Origin of the sequence: Palleronia sediminis (assembly GCF_004358695.1) — a bacterium.
GTDB classification, from domain to species: domain Bacteria; phylum Pseudomonadota; class Alphaproteobacteria; order Rhodobacterales; family Rhodobacteraceae; genus Palleronia; species Palleronia sediminis.
In genome coordinates this window covers 18,319-43,898 of sequence record NZ_SNAA01000009.1, presented here as the reverse complement: position 1 = coordinate 43,898, position 25,580 = coordinate 18,319, and the positions used below count along the sequence as shown (strand labels likewise).

General features: G+C 71.2%; 29 protein-coding genes and 3 tRNA genes. 17 read left to right on the top strand and 15 right to left on the bottom strand.

Annotated features, from left to right (window positions below; all coding sequences use genetic code 11):
• Positions 1 to 27: 27 nt before the first annotated feature.
• The 3 genes from E2L08_RS09285 to rsmA are packed head-to-tail and all read left to right on the top strand — an operon-like array spanning position 28 to position 3,159.
• Complete coding sequence (locus E2L08_RS09285) at positions 28 to 1,260, top strand: peptidylprolyl isomerase (protein WP_168771106.1); 1,233 nt, start codon at positions 28 to 30, stop codon at positions 1,258 to 1,260.
• The gene (gene pdxA, locus E2L08_RS09280) at positions 1,257 to 2,279 is read left to right on the top strand and encodes a 4-hydroxythreonine-4-phosphate dehydrogenase PdxA (protein ID WP_240758181.1); all 1,023 of its coding nucleotides are present in this window, start codon (positions 1,257 to 1,259) and stop codon (positions 2,277 to 2,279) included. The genes E2L08_RS09285 and pdxA overlap by 4 nt, the downstream gene beginning before the upstream one ends.
• 43 nt (positions 2,280 to 2,322) lie before the next feature.
• Positions 2,323 to 3,159: a 16S rRNA (adenine(1518)-N(6)/adenine(1519)-N(6))-dimethyltransferase RsmA gene (rsmA, locus tag E2L08_RS09275; protein ID WP_133396793.1), complete on the top strand. Its 837-nt coding sequence runs from the start codon at positions 2,323 to 2,325 to the stop codon at positions 3,157 to 3,159.
• 3 nt (positions 3,160 to 3,162) lie between these two features.
• Here the strand turns inward: rsmA and E2L08_RS09270 are convergent, their stop codons facing one another.
• The 5 genes from E2L08_RS09270 to E2L08_RS09250 form a co-directional block, all read right to left on the bottom strand.
• Positions 3,163 to 3,861, bottom strand: a complete 699-nt coding sequence (locus E2L08_RS09270) for a DUF4167 domain-containing protein (protein WP_133396792.1) — start codon at positions 3,859 to 3,861, stop codon at positions 3,163 to 3,165.
• Between the two features lie 209 nt (positions 3,862 to 4,070).
• Complete coding sequence (prmC, locus tag E2L08_RS09265; RefSeq protein WP_133396791.1) at positions 4,071 to 4,910, bottom strand: peptide chain release factor N(5)-glutamine methyltransferase; 840 nt, start codon at positions 4,908 to 4,910, stop codon at positions 4,071 to 4,073.
• Positions 4,907 to 5,956 (bottom strand): peptide chain release factor 1, encoded by a 1,050-nt coding sequence (gene prfA / locus E2L08_RS09260; protein ID WP_133396790.1) that lies wholly within the window; start codon positions 5,954 to 5,956, stop codon positions 4,907 to 4,909. Before prfA ends, prmC begins: the two co-directional genes overlap by 4 nt.
• A gap of 42 nt (positions 5,957 to 5,998) precedes the next feature.
• Positions 5,999 to 6,442 carry a DUF1499 domain-containing protein gene (locus tag E2L08_RS09255; RefSeq protein WP_133396789.1) on the bottom strand — a complete coding sequence of 148 codons (444 nt, stop codon included), beginning with the start codon at positions 6,440 to 6,442 and terminating at the stop codon, positions 5,999 to 6,001.
• A gap of 6 nt (positions 6,443 to 6,448) precedes the next feature.
• Positions 6,449 to 7,612: a M20 aminoacylase family protein gene (locus tag E2L08_RS09250; protein WP_133396788.1), complete on the bottom strand. Its 1,164-nt coding sequence runs from the start codon at positions 7,610 to 7,612 to the stop codon at positions 6,449 to 6,451.
• 67 nt (positions 7,613 to 7,679) lie between these two features.
• Between E2L08_RS09250 and mazG the strand changes: the two genes are divergently transcribed.
• The 5 genes from mazG (at position 7,680) to E2L08_RS09230 (ending at position 10,286) form a co-directional block, all read left to right on the top strand.
• Positions 7,680 to 8,483: a nucleoside triphosphate pyrophosphohydrolase gene (gene mazG / locus E2L08_RS09245; protein ID WP_133396787.1), complete on the top strand. Its 804-nt coding sequence runs from the start codon at positions 7,680 to 7,682 to the stop codon at positions 8,481 to 8,483.
• Positions 8,484 to 8,594: 111 nt separating this feature from the next.
• Entirely contained in the window at positions 8,595 to 9,593 is a 999-nt protein-coding gene (locus E2L08_RS09240; RefSeq protein WP_133396786.1) for a Fe(3+) ABC transporter substrate-binding protein, read from the top strand.
• Between the two features lie 74 nt (positions 9,594 to 9,667).
• On the top strand, positions 9,668 to 9,838 hold the full coding sequence (locus E2L08_RS17005) for a hypothetical protein (RefSeq protein ID WP_168771105.1): 171 nt from the start codon (positions 9,668 to 9,670) through the stop codon (positions 9,836 to 9,838).
• Positions 9,835 to 10,020 carry a hemin uptake protein HemP gene (hemP, locus tag E2L08_RS09235; protein WP_133396785.1) on the top strand — a complete coding sequence of 62 codons (186 nt, stop codon included), beginning with the start codon at positions 9,835 to 9,837 and terminating at the stop codon, positions 10,018 to 10,020. Before E2L08_RS17005 ends, hemP begins: the two co-directional genes overlap by 4 nt.
• Positions 10,017 to 10,286 carry a DUF1289 domain-containing protein gene (locus tag E2L08_RS09230; protein WP_133396784.1) on the top strand — a complete coding sequence of 90 codons (270 nt, stop codon included), beginning with the start codon at positions 10,017 to 10,019 and terminating at the stop codon, positions 10,284 to 10,286. The genes hemP and E2L08_RS09230 overlap by 4 nt, the downstream gene beginning before the upstream one ends.
• A gap of 3 nt (positions 10,287 to 10,289) precedes the next feature.
• Here the strand turns inward: E2L08_RS09230 and E2L08_RS09225 are convergent, their stop codons facing one another.
• The 9 genes from E2L08_RS09225 to E2L08_RS09185 all read right to left on the bottom strand — a co-directional run bounded on the left by E2L08_RS09225 (position 10,290) and on the right by E2L08_RS09185 (position 14,799).
• Positions 10,290 to 10,760 (bottom strand): Dps family protein, encoded by a 471-nt coding sequence (locus E2L08_RS09225; protein WP_133396783.1) that lies wholly within the window; start codon positions 10,758 to 10,760, stop codon positions 10,290 to 10,292.
• Positions 10,761 to 10,827: 67 nt separating this feature from the next.
• Positions 10,828 to 11,241, bottom strand: a complete 414-nt coding sequence (locus E2L08_RS09220) for a hypothetical protein (RefSeq protein WP_133396782.1) — start codon at positions 11,239 to 11,241, stop codon at positions 10,828 to 10,830.
• 124 nt (positions 11,242 to 11,365) lie between these two features.
• Positions 11,366 to 11,442: transfer RNA gene (locus E2L08_RS09215), tRNA-Asp, on the bottom strand.
• A 28-nt stretch (positions 11,443 to 11,470) separates the two neighbouring features.
• Positions 11,471 to 11,547, bottom strand: a tRNA-Asp gene (locus E2L08_RS09210).
• Between the two features lie 157 nt (positions 11,548 to 11,704).
• Positions 11,705 to 11,780, bottom strand: a tRNA-Val gene (locus E2L08_RS09205).
• 51 nt (positions 11,781 to 11,831) lie between these two features.
• Positions 11,832 to 12,758, bottom strand: coding sequence for a Gfo/Idh/MocA family protein (locus E2L08_RS09200; RefSeq protein WP_133396781.1), 927 nt, complete (start codon positions 12,756 to 12,758; stop codon positions 11,832 to 11,834).
• A 69-nt stretch (positions 12,759 to 12,827) separates the two neighbouring features.
• Positions 12,828 to 13,319, bottom strand: a complete 492-nt coding sequence (gene coaD, locus E2L08_RS09195) for a pantetheine-phosphate adenylyltransferase (protein ID WP_133396780.1) — start codon at positions 13,317 to 13,319, stop codon at positions 12,828 to 12,830.
• An 85-nt stretch (positions 13,320 to 13,404) separates the two neighbouring features.
• A complete protein-coding gene (locus tag E2L08_RS09190) occupies positions 13,405 to 13,839 on the bottom strand; it encodes a CBS domain-containing protein (protein WP_133396896.1) in 435 nt (144 codons plus the stop codon).
• An 81-nt stretch (positions 13,840 to 13,920) separates the two neighbouring features.
• Positions 13,921 to 14,799 carry a LysR family transcriptional regulator gene (locus E2L08_RS09185; protein ID WP_133396779.1) on the bottom strand — a complete coding sequence of 293 codons (879 nt, stop codon included), beginning with the start codon at positions 14,797 to 14,799 and terminating at the stop codon, positions 13,921 to 13,923.
• 117 nt (positions 14,800 to 14,916) lie between these two features.
• On the opposite strand from E2L08_RS09185, the gene E2L08_RS09180 reads away from it, so the two are divergent.
• Genes E2L08_RS09180 through E2L08_RS09170 form a run of 3 tightly spaced genes read left to right on the top strand, consistent with a single transcriptional unit; the run spans position 14,917 to position 18,740 of the window.
• The gene (locus tag E2L08_RS09180; protein ID WP_133396778.1) at positions 14,917 to 16,419 is read left to right on the top strand and encodes a CoA-acylating methylmalonate-semialdehyde dehydrogenase; all 1,503 of its coding nucleotides are present in this window, start codon (positions 14,917 to 14,919) and stop codon (positions 16,417 to 16,419) included.
• On the top strand, positions 16,419 to 17,576 hold the full coding sequence (locus E2L08_RS09175; RefSeq protein ID WP_133396895.1) for a glycosyltransferase: 1,158 nt from the start codon (positions 16,419 to 16,421) through the stop codon (positions 17,574 to 17,576). Before E2L08_RS09180 ends, E2L08_RS09175 begins: the two co-directional genes overlap by 1 nt.
• Positions 17,577 to 17,615: 39 nt before the next feature.
• Positions 17,616 to 18,740: a carboxylate-amine ligase gene (locus E2L08_RS09170; RefSeq protein ID WP_133396777.1), complete on the top strand. Its 1,125-nt coding sequence runs from the start codon at positions 17,616 to 17,618 to the stop codon at positions 18,738 to 18,740.
• A 72-nt stretch (positions 18,741 to 18,812) separates the two neighbouring features.
• Here the strand turns inward: E2L08_RS09170 and E2L08_RS09165 are convergent, their stop codons facing one another.
• Positions 18,813 to 19,274: an Lrp/AsnC family transcriptional regulator gene (locus E2L08_RS09165; RefSeq protein ID WP_133396776.1), complete on the bottom strand. Its 462-nt coding sequence runs from the start codon at positions 19,272 to 19,274 to the stop codon at positions 18,813 to 18,815.
• A 138-nt stretch (positions 19,275 to 19,412) separates the two neighbouring features.
• Here E2L08_RS09165 and cysG point away from each other — a divergent pair, with 138 nt between their 5' ends.
• From cysG to E2L08_RS09135, 6 genes are all read left to right on the top strand, one after another.
• A complete protein-coding gene (gene cysG / locus E2L08_RS09160; RefSeq protein WP_133396775.1) occupies positions 19,413 to 20,828 on the top strand; it encodes a siroheme synthase CysG in 1,416 nt (471 codons plus the stop codon).
• Positions 20,828 to 21,127: a DUF2849 domain-containing protein gene (locus E2L08_RS09155; RefSeq protein ID WP_133396774.1), complete on the top strand. Its 300-nt coding sequence runs from the start codon at positions 20,828 to 20,830 to the stop codon at positions 21,125 to 21,127. Before cysG ends, E2L08_RS09155 begins: the two co-directional genes overlap by 1 nt.
• A 22-nt stretch (positions 21,128 to 21,149) precedes the next feature.
• Positions 21,150 to 22,826 (top strand): nitrite/sulfite reductase, encoded by a 1,677-nt coding sequence (locus tag E2L08_RS09150; RefSeq protein WP_133396773.1) that lies wholly within the window; start codon positions 21,150 to 21,152, stop codon positions 22,824 to 22,826.
• A complete protein-coding gene (locus E2L08_RS09145; protein WP_133396772.1) occupies positions 22,816 to 23,577 on the top strand; it encodes a phosphoadenylyl-sulfate reductase in 762 nt (253 codons plus the stop codon). Before E2L08_RS09150 ends, E2L08_RS09145 begins: the two co-directional genes overlap by 11 nt.
• A complete protein-coding gene (locus tag E2L08_RS09140) occupies positions 23,574 to 23,990 on the top strand; it encodes a DUF934 domain-containing protein (RefSeq protein WP_133396771.1) in 417 nt (138 codons plus the stop codon). The genes E2L08_RS09145 and E2L08_RS09140 overlap by 4 nt, the downstream gene beginning before the upstream one ends.
• Before the next feature lie 70 nt (positions 23,991 to 24,060).
• A complete protein-coding gene (locus E2L08_RS09135) occupies positions 24,061 to 24,936 on the top strand; it encodes a ferredoxin--NADP reductase (protein ID WP_168771104.1) in 876 nt (291 codons plus the stop codon).
• The last annotated feature ends 644 nt before the right edge of the window (positions 24,937 to 25,580 follow it).

Here is a 25,580-nt window from a genome sequence, read left to right as displayed (position 1 = left end):
CGCCCCACGCCAAGGACGACCCGCCAGATGACAGCCTTTTGCCCGCCCCTGCGCACCGCCTGCCTTGCCCTGGCCCTTGCCGCGGCGCCGCTTCTGCCCGCCGCGGCGCAATCGCTTTTCGCGCCCGCCGCGACCATCGACGAACGCGTCGTGACCGAGTTCGAGCTTCAGCAGCGCATCGGCTTGCTGGAGCTTTTCAACGCCCCCGACCGCGACCGCGAGACCGCGCTCGACGCGCTGATCCGCGAAAGGCTGCAACTCGAGGCGGCCAAGCGCGAGGGCATCGCGATCACCGACGAGGAACTCGTCGAGGGCATGACCGAGTTCGCGGGCCGGGCGGAACTCACGCTCGAGGCGTTCCTGGACGTCATCGAACAGGCCGGCGTCGATCCGGCGACCTATACCGATTTCATCCGCGCGGGCATCGCCTGGCGCAAGGTGATCCGCGCCCGGTTCGGCGAGGGCCGGGTCGAGATCGCGCCCGACGAGATCGAGCGCGCCGCCGACGCGCCACCCAGGCCCGAGCTGCAATTCCTGCTCAACGAGATCATCCTGCCCGCCAACACCCCCCAGGCGCTGGCCCGCGCCGAAGGCCTGTCCGAAGAGATCGCGGCCATCACCGACGAGGGCGCGTTCCGGCAGGCCGCGCGCAGCTATTCGGCCTCGACCTCGCGCGCGCGGGGCGGGGCCATCGACTGGCTGCCGGCCGCCAACCTGCCCGCGCCGATCCGTGAACAGATCCTGTCGCTGGCGCCGGGCGAGGTGACGCAGCCCATCTCGATCCCCAACGCGGTGGCGTTCTTCCAGCTTCGCGAAGTGGGCGAGATCGCCGCCCGCCCCGAGGTCACGGCGCTGGAATATGCCGCGCTCTACATCCCCGGCGGCCGGTCCCCCGCCGCATTGGCCGAGGCCGCGCGCGTCGATGCCGCCGCCGATACCTGCGACGACCTTTACGGCATCGCAAAGGGCCTGCCGCCCGAGCGGTTGCAGCGCGACACCCTGCCCCCCGCGCAGGTGCCCGCGGATGTCGCGCTGGAACTGGCAAAGCTCGATCCCGGCGAGGCGTCGGTGGGGCTGACGCGCGCGGGCGGGCAGACGCTGGTGTTCCTGATGCTGTGCGACCGCTCCTATCGCCCCGTCGACGCGCCCGAGCCCGACCTGAGCGAGATCGCGCGCGAGCTGACCAATGCCCGCGTGTCGGACCTGGCGGGGAACTATCTCGACGAGCTGGCGGCGAACGCGACGATCGTCGTCAAGTGAGCGGCCCCGAGGACAGCCCGGCGGGCATCGGCCCCATCGCCCTGACCTGCGGCGAGCCCGCGGGCATCGGCCCCGAGATCGCGGTGGGCGCCCATGCGGCCCTCGGAACGGCGCTACCGTTCTTCTATCTCGGCGATCCGCGCCACCTGCCCGAAGGCGCCCCGATAGCCGAGATCGCGCACCCCTCGGAAACCGCGCAGGCCGCGCGGCACGGCGTGCCCGTGCTGCGCCATAACTTTCCCGCCCCCGCGACGCCCGGCCGTCCCGACCCGGCCAATGCCCCCGGCGTGATCGAGGTCATCGCGCGGGCGGTTGGGATGGTGCGCGCGGGCGAGGCCGCGGCGCTCTGCACGCTGCCCATCCATAAAAAGGCGCTGATCGACGGGGCCAATTTCGCCTATCCCGGCCATACCGAGTATCTCGCCGCGCTGGCCGGCGTCGACACGGTCGTGATGATGCTGGCCTGCGACGCGCTGCGCGTCGTGCCCGCGACCATCCATATCCCGCTGTCGGAGGTGCCCCACGCCCTGACCTCGGAGGGGCTCGAGCGCGTGCTGCGCATCACCCATGCCGCGCTCGTCCGCGATTTCGGCATCGCGAACCCACGCATCGCGGTGGCGGGGCTGAACCCCCATGCGGGCGAGGGCGGCGCGATGGGGCACGAGGATGCCGCGCTGATCGCGCCGGTGATCGACCGGCTCGGGGCCGAGGGCATGGCGCTGCGCGGCCCCGCCTCGGCCGACACGATTTTCCACGCCGCCGCGCGCGCGCAATACGACGCCGCCGTGGCCATGTATCACGACCAGGCGCTGATCCCGATCAAGACGATCGATTTCGCGGGCGGGGTCAACGTGACGCTGGGCCTGCCCTTCATCCGCACCTCGCCCGATCACGGCACGGCCTTCGACATCGCCGGGAGCGGCCGCGCCGATCCGACCTCGACGCTGGCCGCGCTGCGGATGGCGGCGCGGATGGTGCGGATGCGCGCCGCCTCGGATGCCGCCGGCGCGGCGCGGTGAGGGCGCGTTCGCCTTCGGCGAGGGTATTTGGAAAGAGAAGACCATGAGCGCCATCGATTCCCTGCCCCCGCTGCGCGAGGTCATCGCCGCGCATGGGCTGACGGCGAAAAAGGCGCTCGGGCAGAATTTCCTGCTCGATCTGAACCTGACGGCCAAGATCGCGCGGCAGGCGGGCGACCTCTCGGGCTCGGACGTGCTCGAGATCGGGCCGGGGCCGGGCGGGCTGACCCGCGGTCTGCTGGCCGAGGGCGCGCGCCGCGTGCTGGCCGTCGAGAAGGACCCGCGCTGCATGGCGGCGCTGGCCGAGATCGCCGATGCCTGGCCCGGTCGGCTCGAGGTCATCAATGCCGATGCGCTGACGCTCGACCCGAGCGGGCGGCTGACGCCGCCCATCCGCATCGTGTCGAACCTGCCCTATAACGTGGGGACCGAACTCTTGACGCGGTGGCTGTCGCTCGACTGGCCGCCCTTCTGGAGCTCGCTCACGCTGATGTTCCAGCGCGAGGTGGCCGAGCGCATCGTCGCGCGGCCCGGCACCCGCGCCTGGGGGCGGCTGGGGGTGCTGGCGCAGTGGCGCTGCGACGCGCGGATCGTCATGGACCTGCCGCCCGAGGCCTTTACCCCGCCGCCCAAGATCCGCTCGGCGGTGGTGCATCTGACCGCCCTGCCCGGCCCGCGCTATCCGGCCGATGCGCGGATGTTGTCGCGCGTCACGGCGGCGGGGTTCGGGCAGCGGCGCAAGATGCTGCGCGCGGCACTCAGGGGGCTGGCCCCCGATATCGAGGCCCGGCTCGAGGCGGCGGGCATCGCGCCCACCCGCCGTGCGGAGGAGCTGTCGCTCGAGGAGATCTGCGCGCTGGCCCGCGAACTGGCGGGCTGAGCGTCAGCTATCGGCGGTCTCGCCGCGTTTCCCGTCGCTATCGGCCGAAGCGGGCTGGTCGGGCTGGGCCTCGGGCTTGGGCTTGCGGCGGCTGCGGCGCGGCTTGCTTTCGGGCGTCTCGACAAGGTCGCTGCCCTCGGGCGCGTCGGCCTGCGGGGCGGGCGCCGCCGCGGCGGCGGCATCGTCGCGGCGCGGGCGGCGGCTGCGGGGGCGCGGCGCGCTTTCCGCGGCGGCATCGGGCGCGGCCGCGTCGGGGGCCTGTTCGGGCTTGTCCTGCGGCTTGTCCTGCGCGCCCTCGCCGCGGGTGTCGCCCTCGCCGCGGGTGTCGCGCCGGTCGCGGTCGTCGCGGGTGTCGTTCTGGCGTTCGCCCTCGCCGCGCCCATCCTCGCCGCGGCCGTCATTCTGGCGATCGCGTGGCTGGTTCTGGTCGGACTGGTCGCGGCGCTGGTCCATCTCGCGCTGCGCCTCGGCCAGCATCCTGAGATAGTGCTCGGCATGCTGGGCGAAGTTCTCGGCCGCGACCCGGTCGCCCGACAAGGTCGCGTCGCGGGTGAGCTGGTTGTACTTGTCGATGATCTGCTGCGGTGTGCCGCGGACCTTGCCCTCGGGGCCCGACGAATCGAACACCCGGTTGACGATGTTTCCGCCCGAGGGGCGGTTGCGGTTGTTCTTCGTCCGCGAACGTGACTTCGATGATCTCATGCTGGTTTGGCTTCCGGCCTTGCTTCGGCATGGTGTCACCCCGTCCAAGGCACGTATCGCGCGCACGCGACAAGCGGAACCTGGGGTGAGTCTGGCTGTGCCAGAGGCGCACGCGATAAGCGGCGTTGCGCCCTCTGTGGGATCGAAAGATCATGTCGCACCCGGTTTTGCAAGCCCGGATCGGGGTTTGACCGCGGATTTCCGTCGTCTCAGGCGAATTTCGCCGAAACGACGCGGTCGTGCCCGTTCAGATCGGGGTGGATGGCGATATCGCCAAGGCCCGCCCGCGCGAGGATGGCCGCCACATCCGCGCCCTGCCCGCGCCCGGTCTCGAGCAGAAGCCGCGCGCCCGGCGCGGCATGGGCGGCGGCGCCCGAAGCGATGGCGCGATAGGCGTCGAGCCCGTCGCCGCCGGGGCTGAGCGCCATCGCCGGGTCATGCGCCACGACCTCGGGCGCGAGCCCCGCCATCTCGGCGGCGGCGATATAGGGCGGGTTCGACACGATGAGATCGAAGCGCCCCGCGATCCCCGACCACCAGTCCGCACGAACGAAATCGGCGCGATCCGCGACCCCGTGGCGCCCGGCATTGTCGCGCGCGACGGCAAGCGCCGCCTCGGACAGGTCGCTGCCGGTGCCGCGCGCCTTTGCCCGCTCGGCCAGGATCGACACGAGGATGCAGCCCGACCCGGTGCCCAGATCGAGCACCCGCCCCGCCGGACCGGCAAGCGCCAGCGCCACCAGCGTCTCGGTCTCGGGGCGGGGGTCGAGCACGTCGGGGGTCACGCGGAACGTGCGGCCCCAGAAATCGCGCCGCCCGAGGATGCGCGCCACGGGCATCCCCCCCGCGCGCCGGTCGGTCAGGACGCAGAGCCGGTCCGCCGCCGCCCGCGGCATCGGGTCGGGCAGCGCCAGCGTCAGCCGGTCGGGCGCGATCCCCAGCGCCTCGGCCGCGAGCAGCCGCGCGTCGCGCGGGGCGCCGTCGATCCCGGCGGCGTCGAGCGCGCGCACGGCGCGGGCCAGCGCGGCAGCAACCGTGGTCGCGGTCACGACCCCATGGCGGCAAGGCGCGCCGCGCGATCCTCGGCCGTGAGCGCGTCGATGATCTCGTCGAGATCGCCCTGCATCACCTGATCAAGCCGGTAAAGCGTGAGGTTTATGCGGTGATCGGTGACGCGGCCCTGCGGGAAATTATAGGTGCGGATCCGTTCCGAGCGGTCGCCGCTGCCCACCTGGAGCTTGCGCGCATCGGCCCGTTCGTCGGCGGCGCGCTGGCGTTCCATGTCGTAGAGCCGCGCGCGCAGCACCTCGAGCGCGATCTCGCGGTTGCGATGCTGCGACTTTTCCGAGCTGGTGACGACGAGGCCGGTGGGCAGGTGGGTGATGCGCACGGCGCTGTCGGTGGTGTTGACATGCTGGCCGCCCGCGCCGCTGGCGCGCATCGTGTCGATGCGCAGGTCGGCGGGGTCGATCCTGAGATCGACCTCTTCGGCCTCGGGCAGGACGGCGACGGTCGCGGCCGAGGTATGGATGCGGCCGCCCGATTCGGTGACGGGCACGCGCTGCACCCGGTGCACGCCCGATTCGAACTTGAGCCGCGCGAAGACGCCCGCGCCCCGCACCGAGGCCACCAGCTCGCGCAGGCCGCCGAGCTCGGTCGCGGTTTCCTCGATGATCTCGAAACGCCAGCCAGACGCTTCGGCGTGGCGCTGGTACATTCGCATGAGATCTGCGGCGAAAAGCGCCGCCTCCTCGCCGCCGGTGCCGGGGCGGATCTCGAGGATGGCGGGGCGGGCATCGGCCGCGTCCCTCGGCAGGAGCGCCAGGCGCAGCGCCTCCTCGAGCGGGGGGCGGCGGGCGGCCAGCGCCGCCAGCTCGTCCTCGGCCAGGGCGCGCATTTCGGGGTCCGAGAGCATCGCCCGCGCCTCGGCCTCGGCCGCGTCGAGCGCGTCGTATTCCGCGGCGAGATCGGCCACGGGCTTGAGCTCGGCATATTCGCGGCCGAGCGCGGCCATGTCGCCGCTGCCCTCGGCCAGCCGCGCCTCGACATAGCCGAAGCGGTCCGTGATCTGTCGCAATCTGTCGCGGGGCACCATGCGCGCGGTGTCGCCCGGCGCGCGCGGGGCGTCAAGCGCCGCTCACGCCTCGGGGGGCAGCCCCGCCGCGTCGAGCCAGCCGCGCAGCCGCTTGGCGTTCACGCCCATGTCACGCGCGCCCATCACCGCGCCGCCATGAAGCGCGACGCGGCCGGGCGCCGTCCAGACGGTCGTGATGTCGGGAAAGCCGAAGACGAGCGAACGGGTGACGAAACGCAGCCGCCCCTCCTCGACCGAGCCGGACAGCAGCCGCGTCCGGCGCGTGGCCAGCGCCACGTCCGACAGGCGCCGCAGCGCCGCCTCGGGCTCGGCCACCTCGCGCACGGCGGTAAAGGCGCGCGGCGCGGGATAGTCGCCGGGCTCGGGCATGTCGCCGACGGTCTGCGGCTGCGCCTGCTCGGCGGGCAGCGGCATGAGCCGCACCCACAGCGCACCGGCGGCGATGACGACGACAAGGGCGATGAGAATGATGGTCAGGAGTTTCATGGTCCCTCAGGTAAGCCGAAGCCGGCGTTCGGCCAGCCTTGCGAAGAAGGCCGCGCCGAGCGGCGCGATATCGTCGTTGAAATCATAGGCCGGGTGGTGACAGCCCGGCCCCTCGCCCTGCCCCAGCAGCAGGTAGGCGCCGGGGCGCGCGGCCAGCATGTAGCCGAAATCCTCGGCCCCCATAGAGGGCGGGCAATCGCGGCGCACGAGATCCTCGCCGACCAGCTCGGCCGCGACATCGGCGGCGAACCCGGCCTCGCGCGCGTGGTTCACCGTCGCCGGGTAGTCGCGCACATAGTCGATCTGCGCCGCGACGCCGAAACCCGCGGCGATCCCTTGGGCGATCTCGCGGATGCGGCGTTCGGCCATGTCGCGCATCTCGGGGGCAAAGCTGCGCACGGTGCCGGCGATGCGTGCGGTGTCGGGGATGACGTTCATCGCGCTGCCCGCATGGATCTGCGTCACCGACACGACCAGCGTGCCGATGGGGTCGGCGTTGCGCGACACCACCGTGTCGAGCGCCTGCCCCAGCCGCAGCGCCGCCGGGATCGGGTCGACGCAGTCATGCGGCCGCGCGGCATGGCCGCCGACGCCGCGCAGGGTGATGTCGAACTCGTCCACCGCGGCCATGATCGGTCCGGGCGCGGTGTGAAAGCTGCCAAAGGGCTGGTTGGGCGCGTTGTGCAGGGCATAGACCTCGTCGATGTCGAAGCGGTCGAGCACCCCCTCCTCGACCATGACGCGCCCGCCGCCGCCGGCCTCTTCGGCGGGCTGGAACATCAGCACCACGCGCCCGGCGAAGTTGCGCGTCGCGGCGAGGTAGGTGGCGGCGCCCAGCAGCATCGCGGTATGGCCGTCATGGCCGCAGGCATGCATGGCGCCGGGCACGGTGCTGGCGTGATCCGCGCCGCCGGTCTCGTCCATGGGCAGGGCGTCCATGTCGGCGCGCAGCCCGATGCAGCGGCCCGACGCGCGGCCCTCGATCACGGCGACGACTCCGGTTTGCGCCACCCCCTCGTGCAGCACGTCCACACCGATCTTGCGCAGGCAGTCGGCGACGAATCGGGCCGTGCGGTGGCAGTCGAACCCGATCTCGGGATGGCGGTGCAGGTCGCGGCGCCAGGCGCGCATCTCGTCCGACAGCGCCGCGATGGAGTTCGGGATAGGCATGGTGGACACTCCGTCGGGGGGCGGGCAACACAGGCCTTTCGAATGTCCCGAAAGCGAGGCTCCTGCAATGGCCGATCCGACCGATCCGATCTTCGAGGTGCCCGCCGGGCTCGACCGGCTGCGCGCGGTGATGGCGCGGCTGCGCGACCCCGAGGGCGGATGCCCCTGGGATCTGGAACAGGATTTCGCCTCGATCGCGCCCTACACCATCGAAGAGGCCTACGAGGTCGCCGACGCGATCGAGCGCGGCGACATGGAGGATCTCAAGTCCGAACTGGGCGATCTGCTGTTCCAGCCCGTCTATCACGCGCAGATGGCCGCCGAGGCCGGCGCGTTCGAGCTGTCCGACGTGATCGCCGCCATCACCGACAAGATGATCGACCGCCACCCCCATGTCTTCGGCGCTGACAGCCGCGACAAGTCGGCCGCGCAGCAGACCGCCGACTGGGAGGCGCGCAAGGCGGCCGAGCGCGGCGCGCGCGGCACGCTCGACGGCGTGGCGCTGGGCCTGCCCGCGCTGCTGCGCGCGGCCAAGCTGCAACGGCGCGCGGCACGGGTCGGGTTCGACTGGGCCGATACCGCGGGCGTTCTGGACAAGATCGCCGAAGAGGCCGCCGAGGTCGCGGCGGCCCGGAACGAGGGGCCCGAACGGCTCGAGCACGAGATCGGGGATTTGCTGTTCACGCTCGTCAACCTCGCCCGGCACCTTGGCGTCGAGCCCGAAACGGCGCTGCGGGGCGCGAATGCGCGGTTCACCCGCCGTTTCGAGGCGGTCGAGGCCGGTCTCGCCGCACGCGGGCGCAGCCCGGCCGAGGCGGATCTGCCCGAGATGGAGGCGCTCTGGCGCGAGGCCAAGGCACGCGGGCTGTGAGTGCGGGCGGGGGCCGGCCGAAAGCCGGAGTTTAATAATCAGGTATTGACCCGACAAAAGAGGTCGGGTTTAGGTGGGCGCGTCCGATATCAACCCTGAAAAGGTGAATCCATGCGTACTGCCCTTCTTGCCGTTCTTGCCGCAGGCACCGCCCTGCCCGCCCTGGCCGAGGTCAACATCTACTCGTACCGCCAGCCCGAGCTGATCCAGCCGCTGCTCGACGGGTTCACCGAAAAGACCGGGATCGAGGCGAACTCGGCCTATATCGACAAGGGCATCGTCGAGCGGCTTCAGGCCGAGGGCGAACGCTCGCCCGCCGACATCATCCTGACGGTCGATATCAGCCGCCTGACCAATGCCAAGGATGCCGGCGTGACGCAGGCCGTCGAAAGCGACGTGCTGACCGACAACATCCCCGCCGCGCTGCGCGACCCCGAGGGCCACTGGTTCGGCCTGACCACCCGCGGCCGCATCGTCTATGCCAGCAAGGACCGCGTCGCCGAGGGCGAGGTGACGACCTACGAGGATCTCGCCGACGACAAGTGGCAGGGCCGGATCTGCACCCGTTCGGGCACGCATGTCTACACGCTGGGCCTCGTTTCGGCGATGATCGAGCATCACGGCGAGGACTACACGAGGGAGTGGCTGCAAGGCGTGAAGGACAACCTCGCCCGCGCCCCCGAGGGCAACGACCGCGCGCAGGTCAAGGCGATCTGGGCGGGCGAGTGCGACATCAGCCTCGGCAACACCTATTACATGGGCAAGATGCTCGAGGATCCCGAGCAGCAGGAATGGGCGAACGCGGTCAACGTGACCTTCCCCACCTTCGAGAACGCGGGCACGCATGTGAACATCTCGGGCGTCGCCATGGCCGCCAACGCCCCCCATCCCGAGGATGCCAGGGCGTTCATGGAATACCTCGCCTCGCCCGAGGCGCAGCAGATCTATGCCGAGGCGAATTTCGAGTATCCCGCCGACCCCGAGACCGAGGCCTCGGACGTGGTCAAGGGCTGGGGCGAGATCACGCCCGACGAGACCGACCTCGCCGCCATCGCCGAGCACCGCGCCGATGCGCTGCGCCTCGTCGAGGAAGTGAACTTCGACGGCTGACCGCCTTTCGGACGGGCCCCGCGGGGCCCGTCCACCCCCGCGCGCCAGCGCCGCCAGATCTAGGGAGTCCCGCGATGCCCGGCGACCCACCGACCCGCAGCCCCCGCCCCGCCCCGCCGGGGCCGGCCGAGCGCGCGACCTGCCGGCGCGAGATCGAGGATCTGATGCTGCGCGGCGACGACGCCCCCGAGGCCCCGATCGAGGACATGCTCGACCGTGGCGCGAGACGAGGACCGGCCCGATGACGCAGACCCACCCCGCGCGGCGCGATGACGCGCTGCCCCTGTGGCGGGCCGAGGAGATCTTGAAATCGCGCGGCGCGGCCCAGATCGTCCTTGGCGAAAAGACCTATATCCTCAGCCTGACCCGCGCGGGAAAACTGATCCTGACCAAGGATCCCGCGACCCCGGAAAGGACGCCGGAATGAGCAAGATCCAGAGCCCCTGCGTGGGCGTGTGCAAGTTCAAGCGCAGCGGCCCCGCGGGGCAGCACTGCATCGGCTGCTCGATGACCGAGGATCAAAAGAAGATTTCGAAATCCCTCAAGAAACCCAAGGCCATGCGGGCCTTTCTTGCGCTGGTCATGGCGCAGCAGCAGGTCATGGGGAAATACGGCCACTGGCGCGCGGCCTATCTCAAGCGCTGCCTGAAAAAGGGGCGCCGCGTTCCCGACGAAGTCCGCGACGCCTCGTGAGCGTCAGCGCAGATGCGCGCGCAGCATCCAGGCGAACTTGTCGTGGATGCGGCCACGCTCGATCGCGAGATCCTCGGTACGGACATCGCCATGGGCGGCGGCGGTCTCGGACAGGCCGGCCAACGTCGCGCCGATGGTTTCCTCGGCCTCGAGCAGGTGGCGGATCATCTCGCGATCCTCGGCCGATTCGTCGCCCTCGGTCACTTTCGAGCGTTCCAGGTGAACGGCGAGCTTGCCCTCGGCGGTCTCGCCGATGGCGCGCACCCGCTCGGCCAGGTCGTCCTGCCCGGTGAAATGATCCTCGTAGATCTGCTGGAACAGGTCGTGCAGCGGCCCGAACGACATGCCCGTCACGTTCCAGTGGAAGTTCTGGGCCAGCATCGTCGTGACCACGGTTTCGGCAAGCGCCTGGTTCAGCGCGCGGGCGATTTCGGCACTGGCGTCGGGCGACAGGTCGGAGGCGGTTTCGGCCATGGGGGCAATCCTTTCGGGGTTGGGTCCGGGCCGGCTCGCTACTGCTGCGCTGGCTAAGCCCTTTTCTCTAGATAATCTCTTTGCCGTTCGATTCCAATCGGTCGAGCAGCGCGCCCAGCAGGACCATCAGCGCCGCGCGCCGGTGCGGCCGCACGCGCCGCCCGGCCAGAAACCGGACCGAGGCCGTATCGCCCCGCGCCCGCGCCCGCGCGAGCGCCAGCAGCCATTCCTCGTCAAAGGACCGGACCGCGGTGCCCGGCGCGTGCAGCACCGGCCGGCGTGCCAGCAATTCGGGCAGCGCATGGGCGAGGATCGTGGCGCAGGTGCCCGCATCGGCCTCGGGGCAGAGCGTCAGGCAGGCCGGGACCGAGGCGCGCGGGGCGGTGCGGCAGCCCAGCGCGGCAAGGCGGAGGAAAGAGACGAGGCCGGGCTGAGCGGCGGGGGTCGGTCTGTCGACCGGGGCGAATGACAGGGCGCCCATGGCACTCCCTTTCGACGGGTTACGGTAGTTTATTAAAACGGTCGGACTCTCCCCGCAAGCGAAAGATGCGCAACGCGAAACGCACCGCGCGGGGGCGGTGCGACCGGGTAATCGGGGGAAGGAATGGCGCGGTTGACGGGGCTCGAACCCGCGACCCCCGGCGTGACAGGCCGGTACTCTAACCAACTGAGCTACAACCGCGCATCTCACGTTCACGGGGTGGGCAATGTGGCGCGGTTGACGGGGCTCGAACCCGCGACCCCCGGCGTGACAGGCCGGTACTCTAACCAACTGAGCTACAACCGCCCATTGCCCGCCCGAGGCCAGCGACCCCGAACGTGAGGCGCGTTCTATGCAGGGGGTGCGGGGGCGTCAAGCATGTTTCCCCGCGCGCGGGGCTTTTTGCGGCGCGCCCCGGTGCGGGGGGTCGCGCGCGGGCAAGGCGATCCGGGGCGGCGGGGGATGGTGGGCGATGACGGGCTCGAACCGCCGACATTCTCGGTGTAAACGAGACGCTCTACCAACTGAGCTAATCGCCCCCGGCGGCTGCTTAGCCGCAAAGCGCGGCGCGTGGCAATCGCCAAGCGCGCCTACCACTCGAAGGGTTCGCCCCTTTCGTGACGCGCCAGCAAGAAGCAATCGGCCGCGATCTGGAGCGGGGCGAGATCGACCTCGCTTTCGCCTTCGGCGACCAGCCGCGCGAGGGTTTCATAGACCAGCGGATATTCGGCGGTCTCGCCCACCTCCTGCTCGGTCCCGTCGAGAAACAGCCGCCCGCCGCTGTCGGTCAGGCGCAAGAGCCCCGCGCCGGTCTGCGCCTCGACGGTCCAGACATCCTCGCCCGTCCAGCGCCAGTCGAGCCGGCAGTCGATCCGCGCGCCGCCCGCCTCCGCGAGCGCGATCTCGGCCGTGATGGGCGTCTCGCGCCCCTGCGGGTAGGTCAGGACGGCCGAGACCGGCCAGGGCGCCCGGCCCAGCATCCGCGCCACGATCGAGAAGGCGTTGATGCCGGGGTCGAACACGCCCAGATTGCCCGCGTCCCATACCCAGTCCTGATCGGGGTGATGGGCGCGCACGTCCTCGCGCCAGTCGATTTCGATATGCCTTGCGCCGTGTTCGGCCACGATCTCGGCCGCGCGCGCCACCGCGCCGCCCTGCCGGCTGTGCCAGCTTGCATAAAGCGTGACGCCCGCCTCGCGCGCGGCCTCCAGCAGCGCGCGCGCCTCGGTGACGGTGCGGCCGGGCGGCTTTTCGAGCATGACATGGCGCCCCGCGCGCAGCGCCTTAAACGCGTAGTCGAGCCGCGGACCGGGCGGCAGCGCCAGCGACACGGTGTCGATATCGGGACGCGCCTCGAGAAAGGCGTCGATCCCCTCGTAGGCGTCGATCCCGTCGAGCGAATTGTGCCGGCTGATGGTGGCCGCGAGCTCCCAGTCGGGACTGTCCGAGAGCGCGGGCACATGGGCGTCGCGGGCGATCTTGCCGATGCCTGCAAGGGCGATCTTGCGTCTGGTCATGGGGGCCTTCCGGGTTGTGATCCCTGCCATGATAGGCCGCGCCGGCGCCCCCGCCAGCGGCGCGCGCGCTCAGCCGAACTTGTCGCGCAGCGCCTCGGCCACGGCGGGCGGGACGAAATGCGTGATGTCGCCGCCCAGCCGCGCGATTTCCTTGACCAGTTTCGAGGCGACCGCCTGATGCTCGGCCTCGGCCATGAGGAACACCGTCTCGATCTGGTCGTCGAGCACGCGGTTCATGCCGACCATCTGGAACTCGTATTCGAAATCGGCCACGGCGCGCAGGCCGCGCACGATGATGCGCGCGCCCACGTCGCGGGCGCAGTCGATCAGAAGGTTCTCGAACGGGTGGGCGACGATGTCGCAGCCGGTCTCGGCCGAGATGGCGGCGCATTGCGATTCGATCAGCGCGACCCGTTCCTCGAGCGAGAACAACGGCCCCTTGTCGCGGTTGATCGCCACCCCGATCACCAGCCGGTCGACAAGCGCGGTGGCGCGCAGGATGATGTCGAGATGGCCGTTCGTGACCGGATCGAACGTGCCGGGATACAAAGCCGTGCGCATGACGCCCCCTCGCGTGACCGCGCCACGCAACATTACTGCGCGGCGATGCGCAACCCCCGAGATATCAACGCGCGGTGCGACCGTGTCAGTAGCCCATCACCATGCCCTCGAGCGCGTCGCGCTCATGCGCAAGCTCGCCCAGCCGCGCCTTGACCACGTCGCCGATCGAGATCACCCCCGTCATCACGCCCTCGGCGTCGACGACCGGCATGTGACGGAACCGCCCCTCGGTCATGCGCGCCAGCACCTCGTCGAGCGTGTCGGCCGCGCGACAGCTTTGCAGCGTCGCGGTCATCATGTCCTTTACCGGGTTATCGAGGCAGGCGGGGCCGCGCCGGCCCAGTTCGCGCACGATGTCGCGCTCCGACAGGATGCCGGCGGGGCGGCCGGCCTCGTCGACGATCAGCACCGCGCCGATGCGCCGTTCGGACAAAAGCCGCGCGGCGTCGGCCACGCTCGCCTCGGGTCCGATGGTCACGACCTCGTGGCCCTTGTCCTGCATCAACCGTTCGATCCGCATCGCCCGTTCCTTTCCCTGTTGTGCCACGTCTCCAGCGAACGCGGGCGGGCGGCGGCTTGTCAACCTCGGTGATGCCGCGCGTCAGGCGCTTTCGGCGCGCGCGATCTCGCGGGCCAGCCGCTCGACCAGTGCGGCGGCCAGCGCGTCGTGCCGGGCGCTGCGCGCGTCCTCGGCATGGCGCACCAGCCAGAAGGCGCGGGTCAGCCGCACCTTGTCCGGCAGGACGCGCACCACGCCGGGGCTGCGCGGCAGGGTGAAATCATGCACGATGCCGACCCCCGCGCCCTGCGCGATCCATTGCGCCTGGACCGCCACCGAGGACGAGGCCAGATGCGCCGTCTCGACCCCGATCTCGCCCAGGTAGTCGAGTTCGCGGTCAAAGATCATGTCGGGCACGTATCCCACGATGCGGTGCCGGGCGAGATCGTCGAGTCCGTCCAGCCGGGGCGCGGCGGCGAGGTAGTCGCGGTGCGCGGCGAGGCTTAGGCGGTAGTCGGCGATCTTCTGCACCGTCAGCCGCCCCGCCACCGGGCGCGAGACGGCGATGGCCATGTCGGCCTCGCGCCGCCCGAGATCGAAGATGCGCGGCAGGGCCACGATCTCGATCTCGAGGCCGGGATGGTCGCGCACGAGCGAGGCGCAGACCTGCGGCAGCAGAAAGGTCGCGCAGCCATCGGGCGCGCCGATGCGCAGCGCGCCGGTCAGCGCGCCCTTGACCTCGGCCTCGGCGCCCAGCATCGCGCGCTCGGCCCGCTCGGCGTGATCCATCAGCCGCGCGCCCGCCGCCGTCAGCCTGTAGCCCGCCGGACCCTTGGAAAACAGCGCGGCGCCCAGGTCCGTCTCGAGCCGGGCGATGCGGCGGCCCAGCGTCGCGGGGTCCATCCGCACCCGGTCGGCGGCGCGGCTGAGCCCCTCGGCGCGCGCCACGGACAGGAAAATCCGCATGTCGTCCCAGTGCATCGCGCGCCCCATCCTTGCAATTTCGCAAGACCGCTTTGGCAAATCGCGGCTTGGCCGGTCAAGACCCGCGCCCTATCGTGCCTGCCTGACACGCCACGCACCCCGAGGGAGACCCCCATGACCGACGAGCTGCACCACTGGATCGACGGCGCCCGCGTCACGGGCCGCTCGGGCCGCACGAGCGAGGTGTTCAACCCCGCCACGGGCGAGGTGCAGGCGCTGACGCCGCTGGCCACTGGGGCCGAGATCGACGACGCCATCGCCCGCGCTGCCCGCGCCCAGACCGGCTGGGCCGCGACCAACCCGCAGCGCCGGGCGCGGGTGATGATGCGCTTTGCCGCCCTGATCGAGCGCGACATGGACGCGCTGGCCGAGCTGGTCAGCCGCGAGCACGGCAAGACCCTGCCCGACGCGCGCGGCGACGTGCAGCGCGGGCTCGAGGTGGTCGAGTTCTGCATGGGCGCGCCGCACATGCTCAAGGGCGAGTTCACCGATGACGGCGGCCCCGGCATCGACCTGTGGTCGATGCGCCAGCCGCTGGGCGTGGTGGCGGGCATCACGCCCTTCAACTTCCCCGCCATGATCCCGCTGTGGAAACTGGCGCCCGCGCTTTCGGCGGGCAACGCGATGGTGCTCAAGCCGTCCGAGCGCTGCCCCTCGACCGCGCTGCGGCTGGCCGAGCTTCTGCAAGAGGCGGGGCTGCCCGACGGGGTGCTGCAGGTCGTCAACGGCGACAAGGAGGCGGTGGACGCCATCCTCGACAATGACACCGTGCAGGCGGTGGGCTTCGTCGGCTCCACCCCCATCGCGCAATACATCTACGGCCGCGCGGCGGCGGCGGGCAAGCGCGCGCAATGTTTCGGCGGCGCCAAGAACCACATGATCGTCATGCCCGACGCCGATCTCGACAAGGCCGCCGACGCGCTGGTCGGCGCGGGCTTCGGCGCCGCCGGGGAACGCTGCATGGCCATCTCGGTCGCGGTGCCCGTGGGCGCCGAGACCGCCGACAGGCTGGTGGAAAAGCTCGTCCCCCGGATCGAGCGGCTCAAGGTCGGCCCCTATACCGCCGGCGCCGATGTCGATTACGGCCCCGTCATCACCGCCGCCGCGCGCGACCGCATCGCGCGCCTCGTGCAATCGGGGGTGGACGCGGGCGCCGAGCTTGTCGTCGACGGGCGCGATTTCAGCTTGCAAGGCTACGAGAACGGCTTTTTCGTCGGCCCCTCGTTCTTCGACCGGGTCCGCCCCGAGATGGAGATCTATCGCGAGGAGATCTTCGGCCCCGTCCTCTCCCAGGTCCGCGCCGAGAGCTATGACGAGGCGCTGAACCTCGTCTGCGACAACCCCTATGGCAACGGCTGCGCGATCTTCACCGCCGATGGCGACGTGGCGCGCGATTTCGCCCATAACGTCAATGTCGGCATGGTGGGCATCAACTTTCCCATCCCCGTGCCGCTCAGCTACCACACCTTCGGCGGCTGGAAGAAATCGGCCTTCGGCGATCTCAACCAGTACGGCCCCGACGCCTTCAGGTTCTACACCCGCACCAAGACCGTGACCGCGCGCTGGTTCTCGGGCATCAAGGAAGGCGGCGAATTCGCCTTCAAGCAGATGGAGTGATGGGGGCCGCGCCGCCCTCCCCCGCGACCGGGCGCATCTGCATCGCCACGCGCGACTACCTCCGCCCCGGCGAGACCTTCGTGAACCGGCACGTCGCGCATATGTGGGGCGGGCGCACGGCGGTGCTTTGCGACCGTTTCTCGGGCGAGAACCCGGCGGGCGTGCCGGTGCTGGCGCGCCGCGGCCTCGCCCCCTCGTTCGCCGACCGGCTGGCCGCGCCCGTCATGGCGCCCGCGATGCGGATGGGCCACGGCAGCTCGCGCGTGCCGTGGGGCGCACGGGCCCGCGCCATCGAGGCGTTTCTGCGCGATGCCGGCTGCCGCGCCATCCTGGCCGAGTTCGGCACTACCGCGATGCTCTATCCCAGCCTCGCCGCGCGAACGGGCCTGCCGCTCTTCACCTATTTCCGCGGCACCGATGCCAGCGCCGCGCTGCGCGACCCGCGGGTGCGGCGCGGCTACGGGCGGCTGTTTCCGCGGCTCGCCGGGGTGTTCGCGGTGTCGCAGGCGCTGCTCGACGCGCTCGCCGCGGCGGGGTTCGCGCATGACAACGCCCATGTCATCCCCTCGGGCGTCGACACGCGCCGCTTTGCCCCCGGCGCGAAACGGCCGGGCAGTTTCCTCGCCGTCGGCCGCTTCGTCGACAAGAAGGCGCCGCTCGTCACGCTCGACGCCTTCGCGCAGGGCACCCGCGGCACGAACGCCCGGCTCACCTTCATCGGCGACGGTCCGCTTCTGGCGCCCGCCCGCACGCGGGCGACTGCGCTCGGGATCGCGGATCGCGTGTCCTTTCCGGGCGCCCTGCCCCATGACGCGGTGCGCGACGCGCTGGCCGGGGCCGAGGTGTTCGTGCAGCATTCCGTCACCGACGCAGCCGGCAATACCGAGGGGCTGCCCACCTCGATCCAGGAGGCGATGGCCTCGGGCTGCGTCACCGTCTCGACGCGCCACGCCGGCATCCCCGAGGCGATCGAGCATGGCGCGACCGGCTGGCTCGTCGCCGAACAAGACGGCGCCGCGATGGCCGCCCGCATCCGAGAGGCGTCGCACGCCGATCTCGCGGCGATGGGCGCGCGCGCCCGCGCCGTCGCCTGCGCGCGGTTCGACAACGACCGCCTGCTCGCGGCCTGCGAGGCGGTGATCGCCCGCGCGCTCTGAGCGGTGGACGGCGCGCCCGCGCCCTGCTTATCTCGCCCCATGGACATGCCCGATTTCACCATCGGCATCGAAGAGGAATACCTTCTCGTCGATGCCGGGACCTTCGACCTCGCCGATGCGCCCGAGGCGCTGATTGCGGCCTGCGCGGCACGGCTCGGCGACCGCGTCTCGCCCGAGTTCCTGCGCTGCCAGATCGAGATCGGCACCTCGGTCTGCACCGATATCGCCGCCGCCGGGGCCGAGCTGGCCGAGCTGCGCGCCACCATCGCCGAGATCGCCGCCGATTTCGGCCTCGCCCCGATCGCGGCGGGCTGCCACCCGGCCGCGCGCTGGTCCGAGCAGACCGTGCGCGACCGCGACCGCTATCTCGCGCTGCAACGCGACCTCGCCGCGGTGGGCGAACGGATGCTGTGCTGCGGGATGCATGTGCATGTCGGCCTGCCCGATGACGACCTGCGCATCGACCTGATGAACCAGGCGAGCTATTTCCTGCCGCATCTGCTGGCGCTCTCGGCCTCCTCGCCCTTCTGGCAGGGGCGCGATACGGGGCTCGCCTCCTACCGGGTGGGCGTGTTCGACAACCTGCCGCGCACCGGCCTGCCGCCGCGTTTCGACAGTTGGCGTGCCTATATGCGCGCGGTGGGCGCCATCGTCGGGACCGGCCTGATCGAGGATGCCTCAGAGGTCTGGTGGGATTTGCGCCCCTCGGCCGCCTTTCCCACGCTCGAGACGCGGATCTGCGACGCCTGCCCCCGGCTCGACGACGTGCTGACGCTGGCCGCGACGATCCAGGCGCTCTACCGCTTTCTCTGGCGTCTGCGGGTCGCGAACCGCCGCTGGCGCATCTACGACCTGTTCCTCATCCAGGAGAACCGCTGGCGCGCGCAGCGCTACGGCGGCACCGAGGGGCTGATCGATTTCGGCCGGGGCGAGGTCGTGCCCATGATCGAGCTGGCCGCCGAACTGGTCGAGCTTCTCTCCGCCGATGCCGAGGCGCTGGGTGCGGGCCCGGCCCTCGCCCGCCTGCCCGGCATGGTCGCGGACGGCACCTCGGCCGCGCGGCAACGCGCGGTCTTTGCCTCGGCGCGCGACGCGGGCGGGGACGAGGCCGAGGCGTTCCGCGCCGTGACCCGCAGCCTCGTGGCCGAGTTCGCGCCGGGCTGAGCCGCCCCTCGCCCGCTTTCTTCTCTTTTCGAAATACCCGCCCCGCAGGGCCGTCTTGCCGCCCGCGCGCCGTCAGACCGGCAGCGCGGTGGTGAATTTCAGCTCTTCCATCGACAAGAGCGCGGTGACGTTGTGGATGCGCACCTCGGCGATCAGCGCCTGGTAGAACTGGTCATAGGCCCGCGCATTGGGCACCCGCACCTTGAGGATATAGTCGATATCGCCGGCGAGGCGGTGCGCCTCCTGCACCTCGTCGCGGGCGCGCAGCGCCTCGAGGAACCGCTGCTGCCATGCCGCGTCGTGCTCCGACGTGCGGATCAGCACGAAGAAACAGGCGTCGAAGCCCAGCGCCTCGGGGTCGAGCACCACGGTCTGCGTGCCCATCACCCCGGCCTCGCGCATCTTGCGGATGCGATTCCACACCGGCGTCTTGGACGAGCCCACCGCGCGCGCGATCTCGTCGAGCGACTGCCCGGCATCGCGCTGCACCTCGCGAAGGATTTTCCGGTCGAGATCGTCGATACGGACAGCCATGCGCGAAACTCCTCATTCGCGAAACGCCCGGCCCTTGCCGGCCGAAGCTGGAAACACGCGTTCCTTATATCGCCCAAGACCTGCACGAAAGCGGAATAATGTTCTAGCTTTACCGAAAGGCACCAAGGGGCACCCCAGATGAAGCATTTCCCGATCTTCCTCGCCGTCGAGGGCCGGCGCATCGTCGTCTCGGGCGGCGGGGCGGCCGCGATGGCCAAGCTGCGCCTGCTGCTCAAGACCCGGGGACATATCACCGTCTTCGCCGCCGATCCCGCCCCCGAGATCGCGGATTGGGCCGAGGCGGCGCGCTTGCGGCTGGTGCGCCGCGCGGCCGGGCCGGGCGACGCGCTATGCGCCGCGCTGTTCTACGCGGCCAATGACGACGCGGCCGAGGATGCCCGCGTCGCGCGGCTGGCGCGCGCGGACGGGGCGCTGGTGAACATGGTCGACAATCTCGACGGCTCGCAATTCATCACCCCCGCCATCGTCGACCGCGATCCCGTGACCGTGGCCATCGGCACCGAGGGCGCGGCCCCCGTGCTCGCCCGCGCGATCAAGCGCGACCTCGAGGCGCGGCTGCCGGTGGGGCTGGGGGTGCTGGCGCGCGCGGGCAAGGCGTTCCGCCGTGCGGCCGAGGCGCTGCCCATGGGGCGGGCGCGGCGCGAGTTCTGGGCGGCGTGGTACGACCGCGCCGGTCCCCGCGCCCTGTCGCAGGGCGGCGCGGCGGCGCTGCGCCCGGCGCTCGACGCGTTGCTGGCCGATCGGCTCGACCCCGCGCCCGCCGCCGGACACGTCGCTTTCGTCGGTGCGGGTCCGGGCGACCCCGAGCTTCTGACGCTCAGGGCGCGCCGGCTTCTCGATGCGGCGGACGTGGTCATCCACGACCGGCTCGTGACGCCCGCCATCCTCGAACTGGCCCGGCGCGAGGCCGAGATCGTCGACGTGGGCAAGACCGGCTTCGGCCCGTCGACGCCCCAGGCCGAGATCGACCGCCTGATCGTGCATCACGCCGCGCAGGGCGCGCAGGTGGTGCGGCTCAAGGGCGGGGATGCCACGGTGTTCGGCCGGCTCGACGAAGAGATCGAGGCGCTCGAGGCCGCGGGCATCGCCTATACCATCGTGCCGGGCATCACCGCCGCCTCGGCCGCCGTCGCCTCCATCGGGCAAAGCCTGACGCGGCGCGGGCGCAACGCCTCGGTGCGGCTGCTGACCGGCCATGACATGCAGGGCTTTGCCGATCACGACTGGGCGGCGCTGGCGCGTCCGGGCGAGGTCGCGGCGATCTACATGGGCAAGCGCGCCGCGCGGTTCCTGCAGGGCCGTCTGCTCATGCACGGCGCGGCGCCCGACACGCCCGTGACCGTGGTCGAGAACGCCGCGCGCGACGGCGAGCGGGTGCTGGCCACCACCCTCGCCCGGCTCGAGCCCGCGCTGGGCGAGGCCGCGCTCGACGGCCCGGCGCTGGTGCTCTTCGGCCTCGCGCCGCGCGGCGCGGCGGCCCTGCGCGACACCCCCGCCGCCCCCGAGATCCGCCCCCTGAAAGAGGCCTACTGATGCCCCGCGCCTTTACCCCCAAGGTCGTCACCGCCAACGCCCTGCGCGAGGGCGATGCCGTCTGGCTCACCCCCGAGGACGACTGGTCCCGCGATATCGCCCGCGCCGAGCTGATCGAGGACGAGGCCGTGGCGCAGGACCGGCTGCTATTCGCGCAGGCGCAGGCCGATCGCGTGGTCGGCGTCTATCTCGCCGAGGCCGCCCCCGGCCCCGACGGCCCCGAACCCGTCCATTTCCGCGAGGCCTTCCGTACCCGCGGCCCATCGAACCGGGCGCATGGCAAGCAGGCCCGCCGCTGATCCGCCCGAAAGGACCGACCCCATGTACCGCTATTCCGAGTTCGACACCGCCTTCGTGCGCGAACGTGCCGCGCAGTTCCGCGCGCAGGTCGCGCGCCGGCTCGACGGGTCGCTGACCGAGGACGAGTTCAAGCCGCTGCGCCTGATGAACGGGCTCTACCTCCAGCTTCACGCCTACATGCTGCGCGTGGCGATCCCCTATGGCACGCTGTCGGGCGCGCAGATGCGGCAGCTTGCCATGATCGCGCGGCGCTGGGACAAGGGCTATGGCCATTTCACCACGCGCCAGAACGTCCAGTTCAACTGGCCCCGGCTCGAGGACGTGCCCGACATGCTCGGCGCGCTGGCCGATGTCGGGATGCATGCCATCCAGACCAGCGGCAACACGATCCGTAACGTCACCGCCGATCATTTCGCGGGCGCGGCCGCCGACGAGATCGCCGACCCGCGCCCCTATGCCGAGCTCTTGCGGCAATGGTCGACCGACCACCCCGAGTTCCAGTTCCTGCCGCGCAAGTTCAAGATCGCCGTGACCGGCGCCGAGGCCGACCGCGCGGTGATCCGCGCTCACGATATCGGCCTGCAACTGGTCGAACGCGACGGCGCGCGCGGCTTTCGCGTGCTGATCGGCGGCGGCCTGGGGCGCACGCCCATGATCGGCAAGGTGGTGCGCGCGTTCCTGCCCGAGGCCGACCTGCTGCCCTATGTCGAGGCCATCGTCAGCGTCTACAACCTGCTGGGGCGGCGCGACAACAAGTACAAGGCCCGCATCAAGATCACCGTCCACGAGACCGGCATCGACGAGATGCGTCGCCGGATCGAGGCGCGGTTCGCCGAGATCCGCCCCGAGTTCACCGGGATCGACCGCGAGATCCTCGCGGGGATCGCGGCGCAGTTCGCCCCGCCCGACTGGGTCGCGCGCGATCCCGCGCCGTTCCACGCCGCCCGCGCGGCCGACCCGGTGTTCCGCGCCTGGGCCGATACCAATGTCGCGCCGCATCGCCGCGACGATCACGCCATCGTGTCGGTCTCGCTCAAGACGCCGGGAGCCACGCCGGGCGACGCCACCGCCGCCCAGATGGAGATCCTGGCCGATCTCGCCGCGGCGCATGCCTATGACGAGCTGCGCATCAGCCACGAACAGAACGTCGTGCTGCCCCATGTGCCCCGCGCGGCCCTGCCCAAGCTTCACGCGGCGCTCAAGGCGGCCGGGCTCGGGGCGGCCAATATCGGGCTGGTTTCGGACATCATCGCCTGCCCCGGCATGGATTACTGCGCGCTGGCCACGGCGCGCTCGATCCCCGTCGCGCAAGAGATCGCGACCCGCTTCGAGGCGCTCAGGCTCGAGCACGAGATCGGGCCGCTCAAGATCAAGATATCGGGCTGCATCAATGCCTGCGGCCATCACCATGTCGGCCATATCGGGATCCTCGGGCTCGACCGCGCGGGGGTCGAGAACTACCAGATCACGCTGGGCGGCTCGGGCGCCGAGGATGCGGTGATCGGCACGCGCAGCGGGCCGGGTTTCGCCTATGACGAGATCGTGCCCGCGATCGAGCGCCTCCTGCTGGCCTATCTCGCCCTGCGCGAGGGCCCGGACGAGACGTTCCTCATGGCGTGGCGCCGCGTCGGGCTCGCGCCGTTCAAGGCGGCGCTCTACGGCCCCCACGACACCGCGGAGCGCGCCGATGCGGCATGATCCCTTGATCCGCCCGGCGGCCGACCGCGTGGCCGAGCTCAATCGCCGCTATGCCCATCACGCCGCCGCCGATGTGCTGGCCCATGCGCTGCGCGACCCGGCGCTGGGGCGCACCGCGCTGGTCTCGTCCTTCGGGGCCGAATCGGTGGTGCTGCTGCACATGGTGGCGCGCGCCGCGCCCGAGACGCCCGTGCTGTTTCTCGACACGGGGATGCTTTTCCCCGAGACGTTGGCCTATCGCGAGATGCTGGTGGCGCGGCTGGGGCTGCGCGACCTGCGCCGCCTGACCCCCGACCCGGCCGAGCTGGCCCGCGCCGACCCCGAGGGGCGGCTGCATCTCGACGATCCCGACGCCTGCTGCGCGCGGCGCAAGACCCGGCCGCTCGCCCGCGCGCTGGCGCCTTTCGACGCGTGGATCACGGGGCGCAAACGCTACCAGGGCGGCGCCCGCGCCGCGCTCGAGTTCTTCGAGGTCGAGCCGGGCACCGGCCGGATCAAGGTAAACCCGCTCGCTCATTGGCGGCCGGGCGATCTGCAGGACTATATCGACAACAACCGCCTGCCGCGGCACCCGCTGGTGGCGCAGGGCTACCCGTCGGTCGGCTGCATGCCCTGCACCGGGCGCGTGGCGGCGGGCGAAGACCCCCGCGCGGGCCGCTGGCGCGGACAGGCCAAGACCGAATGCGGCATCCATGTCACGGGCGGGCGCGTCGCCCGCGCGCCCCGCCCCCCGCAGGAGACCACGCCATGAGCGTCATCGTCACCGACCGCGGCTTCGGCCCCGACCACTGGCGCGGCGGGTTCAAGCGGCCCGAAGAACCGGGCGCCGGACCCGGCATCGCGGTCGCGCTCGACCTCGGGCCCGACACCGATCCCGAGACGCTGCGCGACAGGCTCGACGACGTGGTGCTCATCCGCGTGCGCTTTCCCGGTTTCGCCGACGGGCGCGGGTTCACCATCGCCCGCGCGCTCAGGCGCATGGGCTTCGCGGGGCGGCTGCGCGCCGCGGGCCATGTCATCGCGGATCAATACGCGATGGCGCGCCGCTCGGGCTTCGACGAGGTCGAGATCGACGCGGACCTGGCCGCCCGCCAGCCCGAACCGCAATGGCGCGCCCGCGCCGATTGGCGGGCGGGCGACTACCGCGCGCGGCTGCGCGGTTGAGCCGCCCTTTCGTCCCGCCGCCACCCATACTAGACAGAAGGCCGGGCGCATCGCGTCCGCGTGTGTGCCCATGACCGAGATGACCGCCGTGACCGCCAATCCTGCCCCCCGCTCCGCCGCCCGCCCCGACACCCCGCCCGCGCCCAAGGCCCTGCCCGACGCGCAGACCGTGACCGAGGTGCGGCACTGGACCGACCGGCTCTTCAGCTTTCGCTGCACCCGCCCGGCCAGCCTGCGGTTCCGCTCGGGCGAGTTCGTGATGATCGGCCTGATGGGCGACCCGGACCCGGCCACGGGCAAGCAAAAGCCGCTTTTGCGGGCCTATTCCATCGCCTCGCCCGCCTGGGACGACGAGCTCGAGTTCTACTCGATCAAGGTGCAGGACGGGCCGCTCACCTCGAAACTCCAGCATATCCAGCCGGGCGACCAGATCATCCTGCGCCCCAAACCCGTGGGCACGCTCGTCCATGACGCGCTGCTGCCGGGCAAACGGCTGTGGTTCTTCTCGACCGGCACCGGCATCGCCCCCTTCGCGAGCCTGATCCGCGAGCCGCAGACCTATGAGGATTACGAACAGGTCATCCTCACCCATACCTGCCGCGAGGTCGCCGATCTGGAATACGGCCGGCAATTGGTCGAACAGGTCCGCTCAGACGAGATGCTGCGCGAACTGACCGAGGGCGGCATCGACAAGCTGGTCTACTACCCCACCACCACCCGCGAGCCGAGCGCCAGGACGGGCCGGATCACCGACCTTTTGCGCTCGGGCGAGATCTTCCGCGATCTCGGCATCGAGGGCATCACGCCCGAGACCGACCGTGCGATGGTTTGCGGCTCGATCGGGCTCAACACCGACCTCAAGGCCATCCTCGAAGGCTTCGGCCTGCGCGAAGGCGCCAACAGCGACCCCGCCGAATACGTCGTAGAAAAGGCTTTTGTGGGGTAAGCCGCGTCCTGGAAAGGCCCCAGTGGGGCCTTTCAGCGGCGAACGCGCGGAGCGCCGGGACAAGGGCCGTCTCGGAAACCGTCCGGTGGACGGTTTCAGGCCCGAACGCGCGGAGCGCAGGGCAGAGCCGCGTCCTGGAAAGGCCCCAGTGGGGCCTTTCAGCGGCGAACGCGCGGAGCGCCGGGACAAGGGCCGTCTCGGAAACCGTCCGGTGGACGGTTTCAGGCCCGAACGCGCGGAGCGCAGGGCAGAGCCGCGTCTTGGAAAGGCCCCGGTGGGGCCTTTCAGCGGCGAACGCGCGGAGCGCCGGGGCAAGGGCCGTCCCGGAAACCGTCCAGTGGACGGTTTCAGGCCCGAACGCGCGGAGCACAGGGCCGAGCCGCGTCCCGGAAAGGCCCCGGTGGGGCCTTTCAGCGGCGAACGCGCGGAGCGCCGGGACAAGGGCCATCCCGGAAACCGTCCAGCGGACGGTTTCAGGCCTGAACGCGCGGAGCGCAGGGCCGAGCCCCCCGCAACCCAGGCACCACCGGACCAAGCCGCCCGGCCACTCCCGGCCCTTCTCTGTTTCCCTAAATACTCACGTCGCACGGCCCGCCGCGGGCGCGCCGCACGGGCCGTGGGACGACCGGCCCGCGACCCTCGCC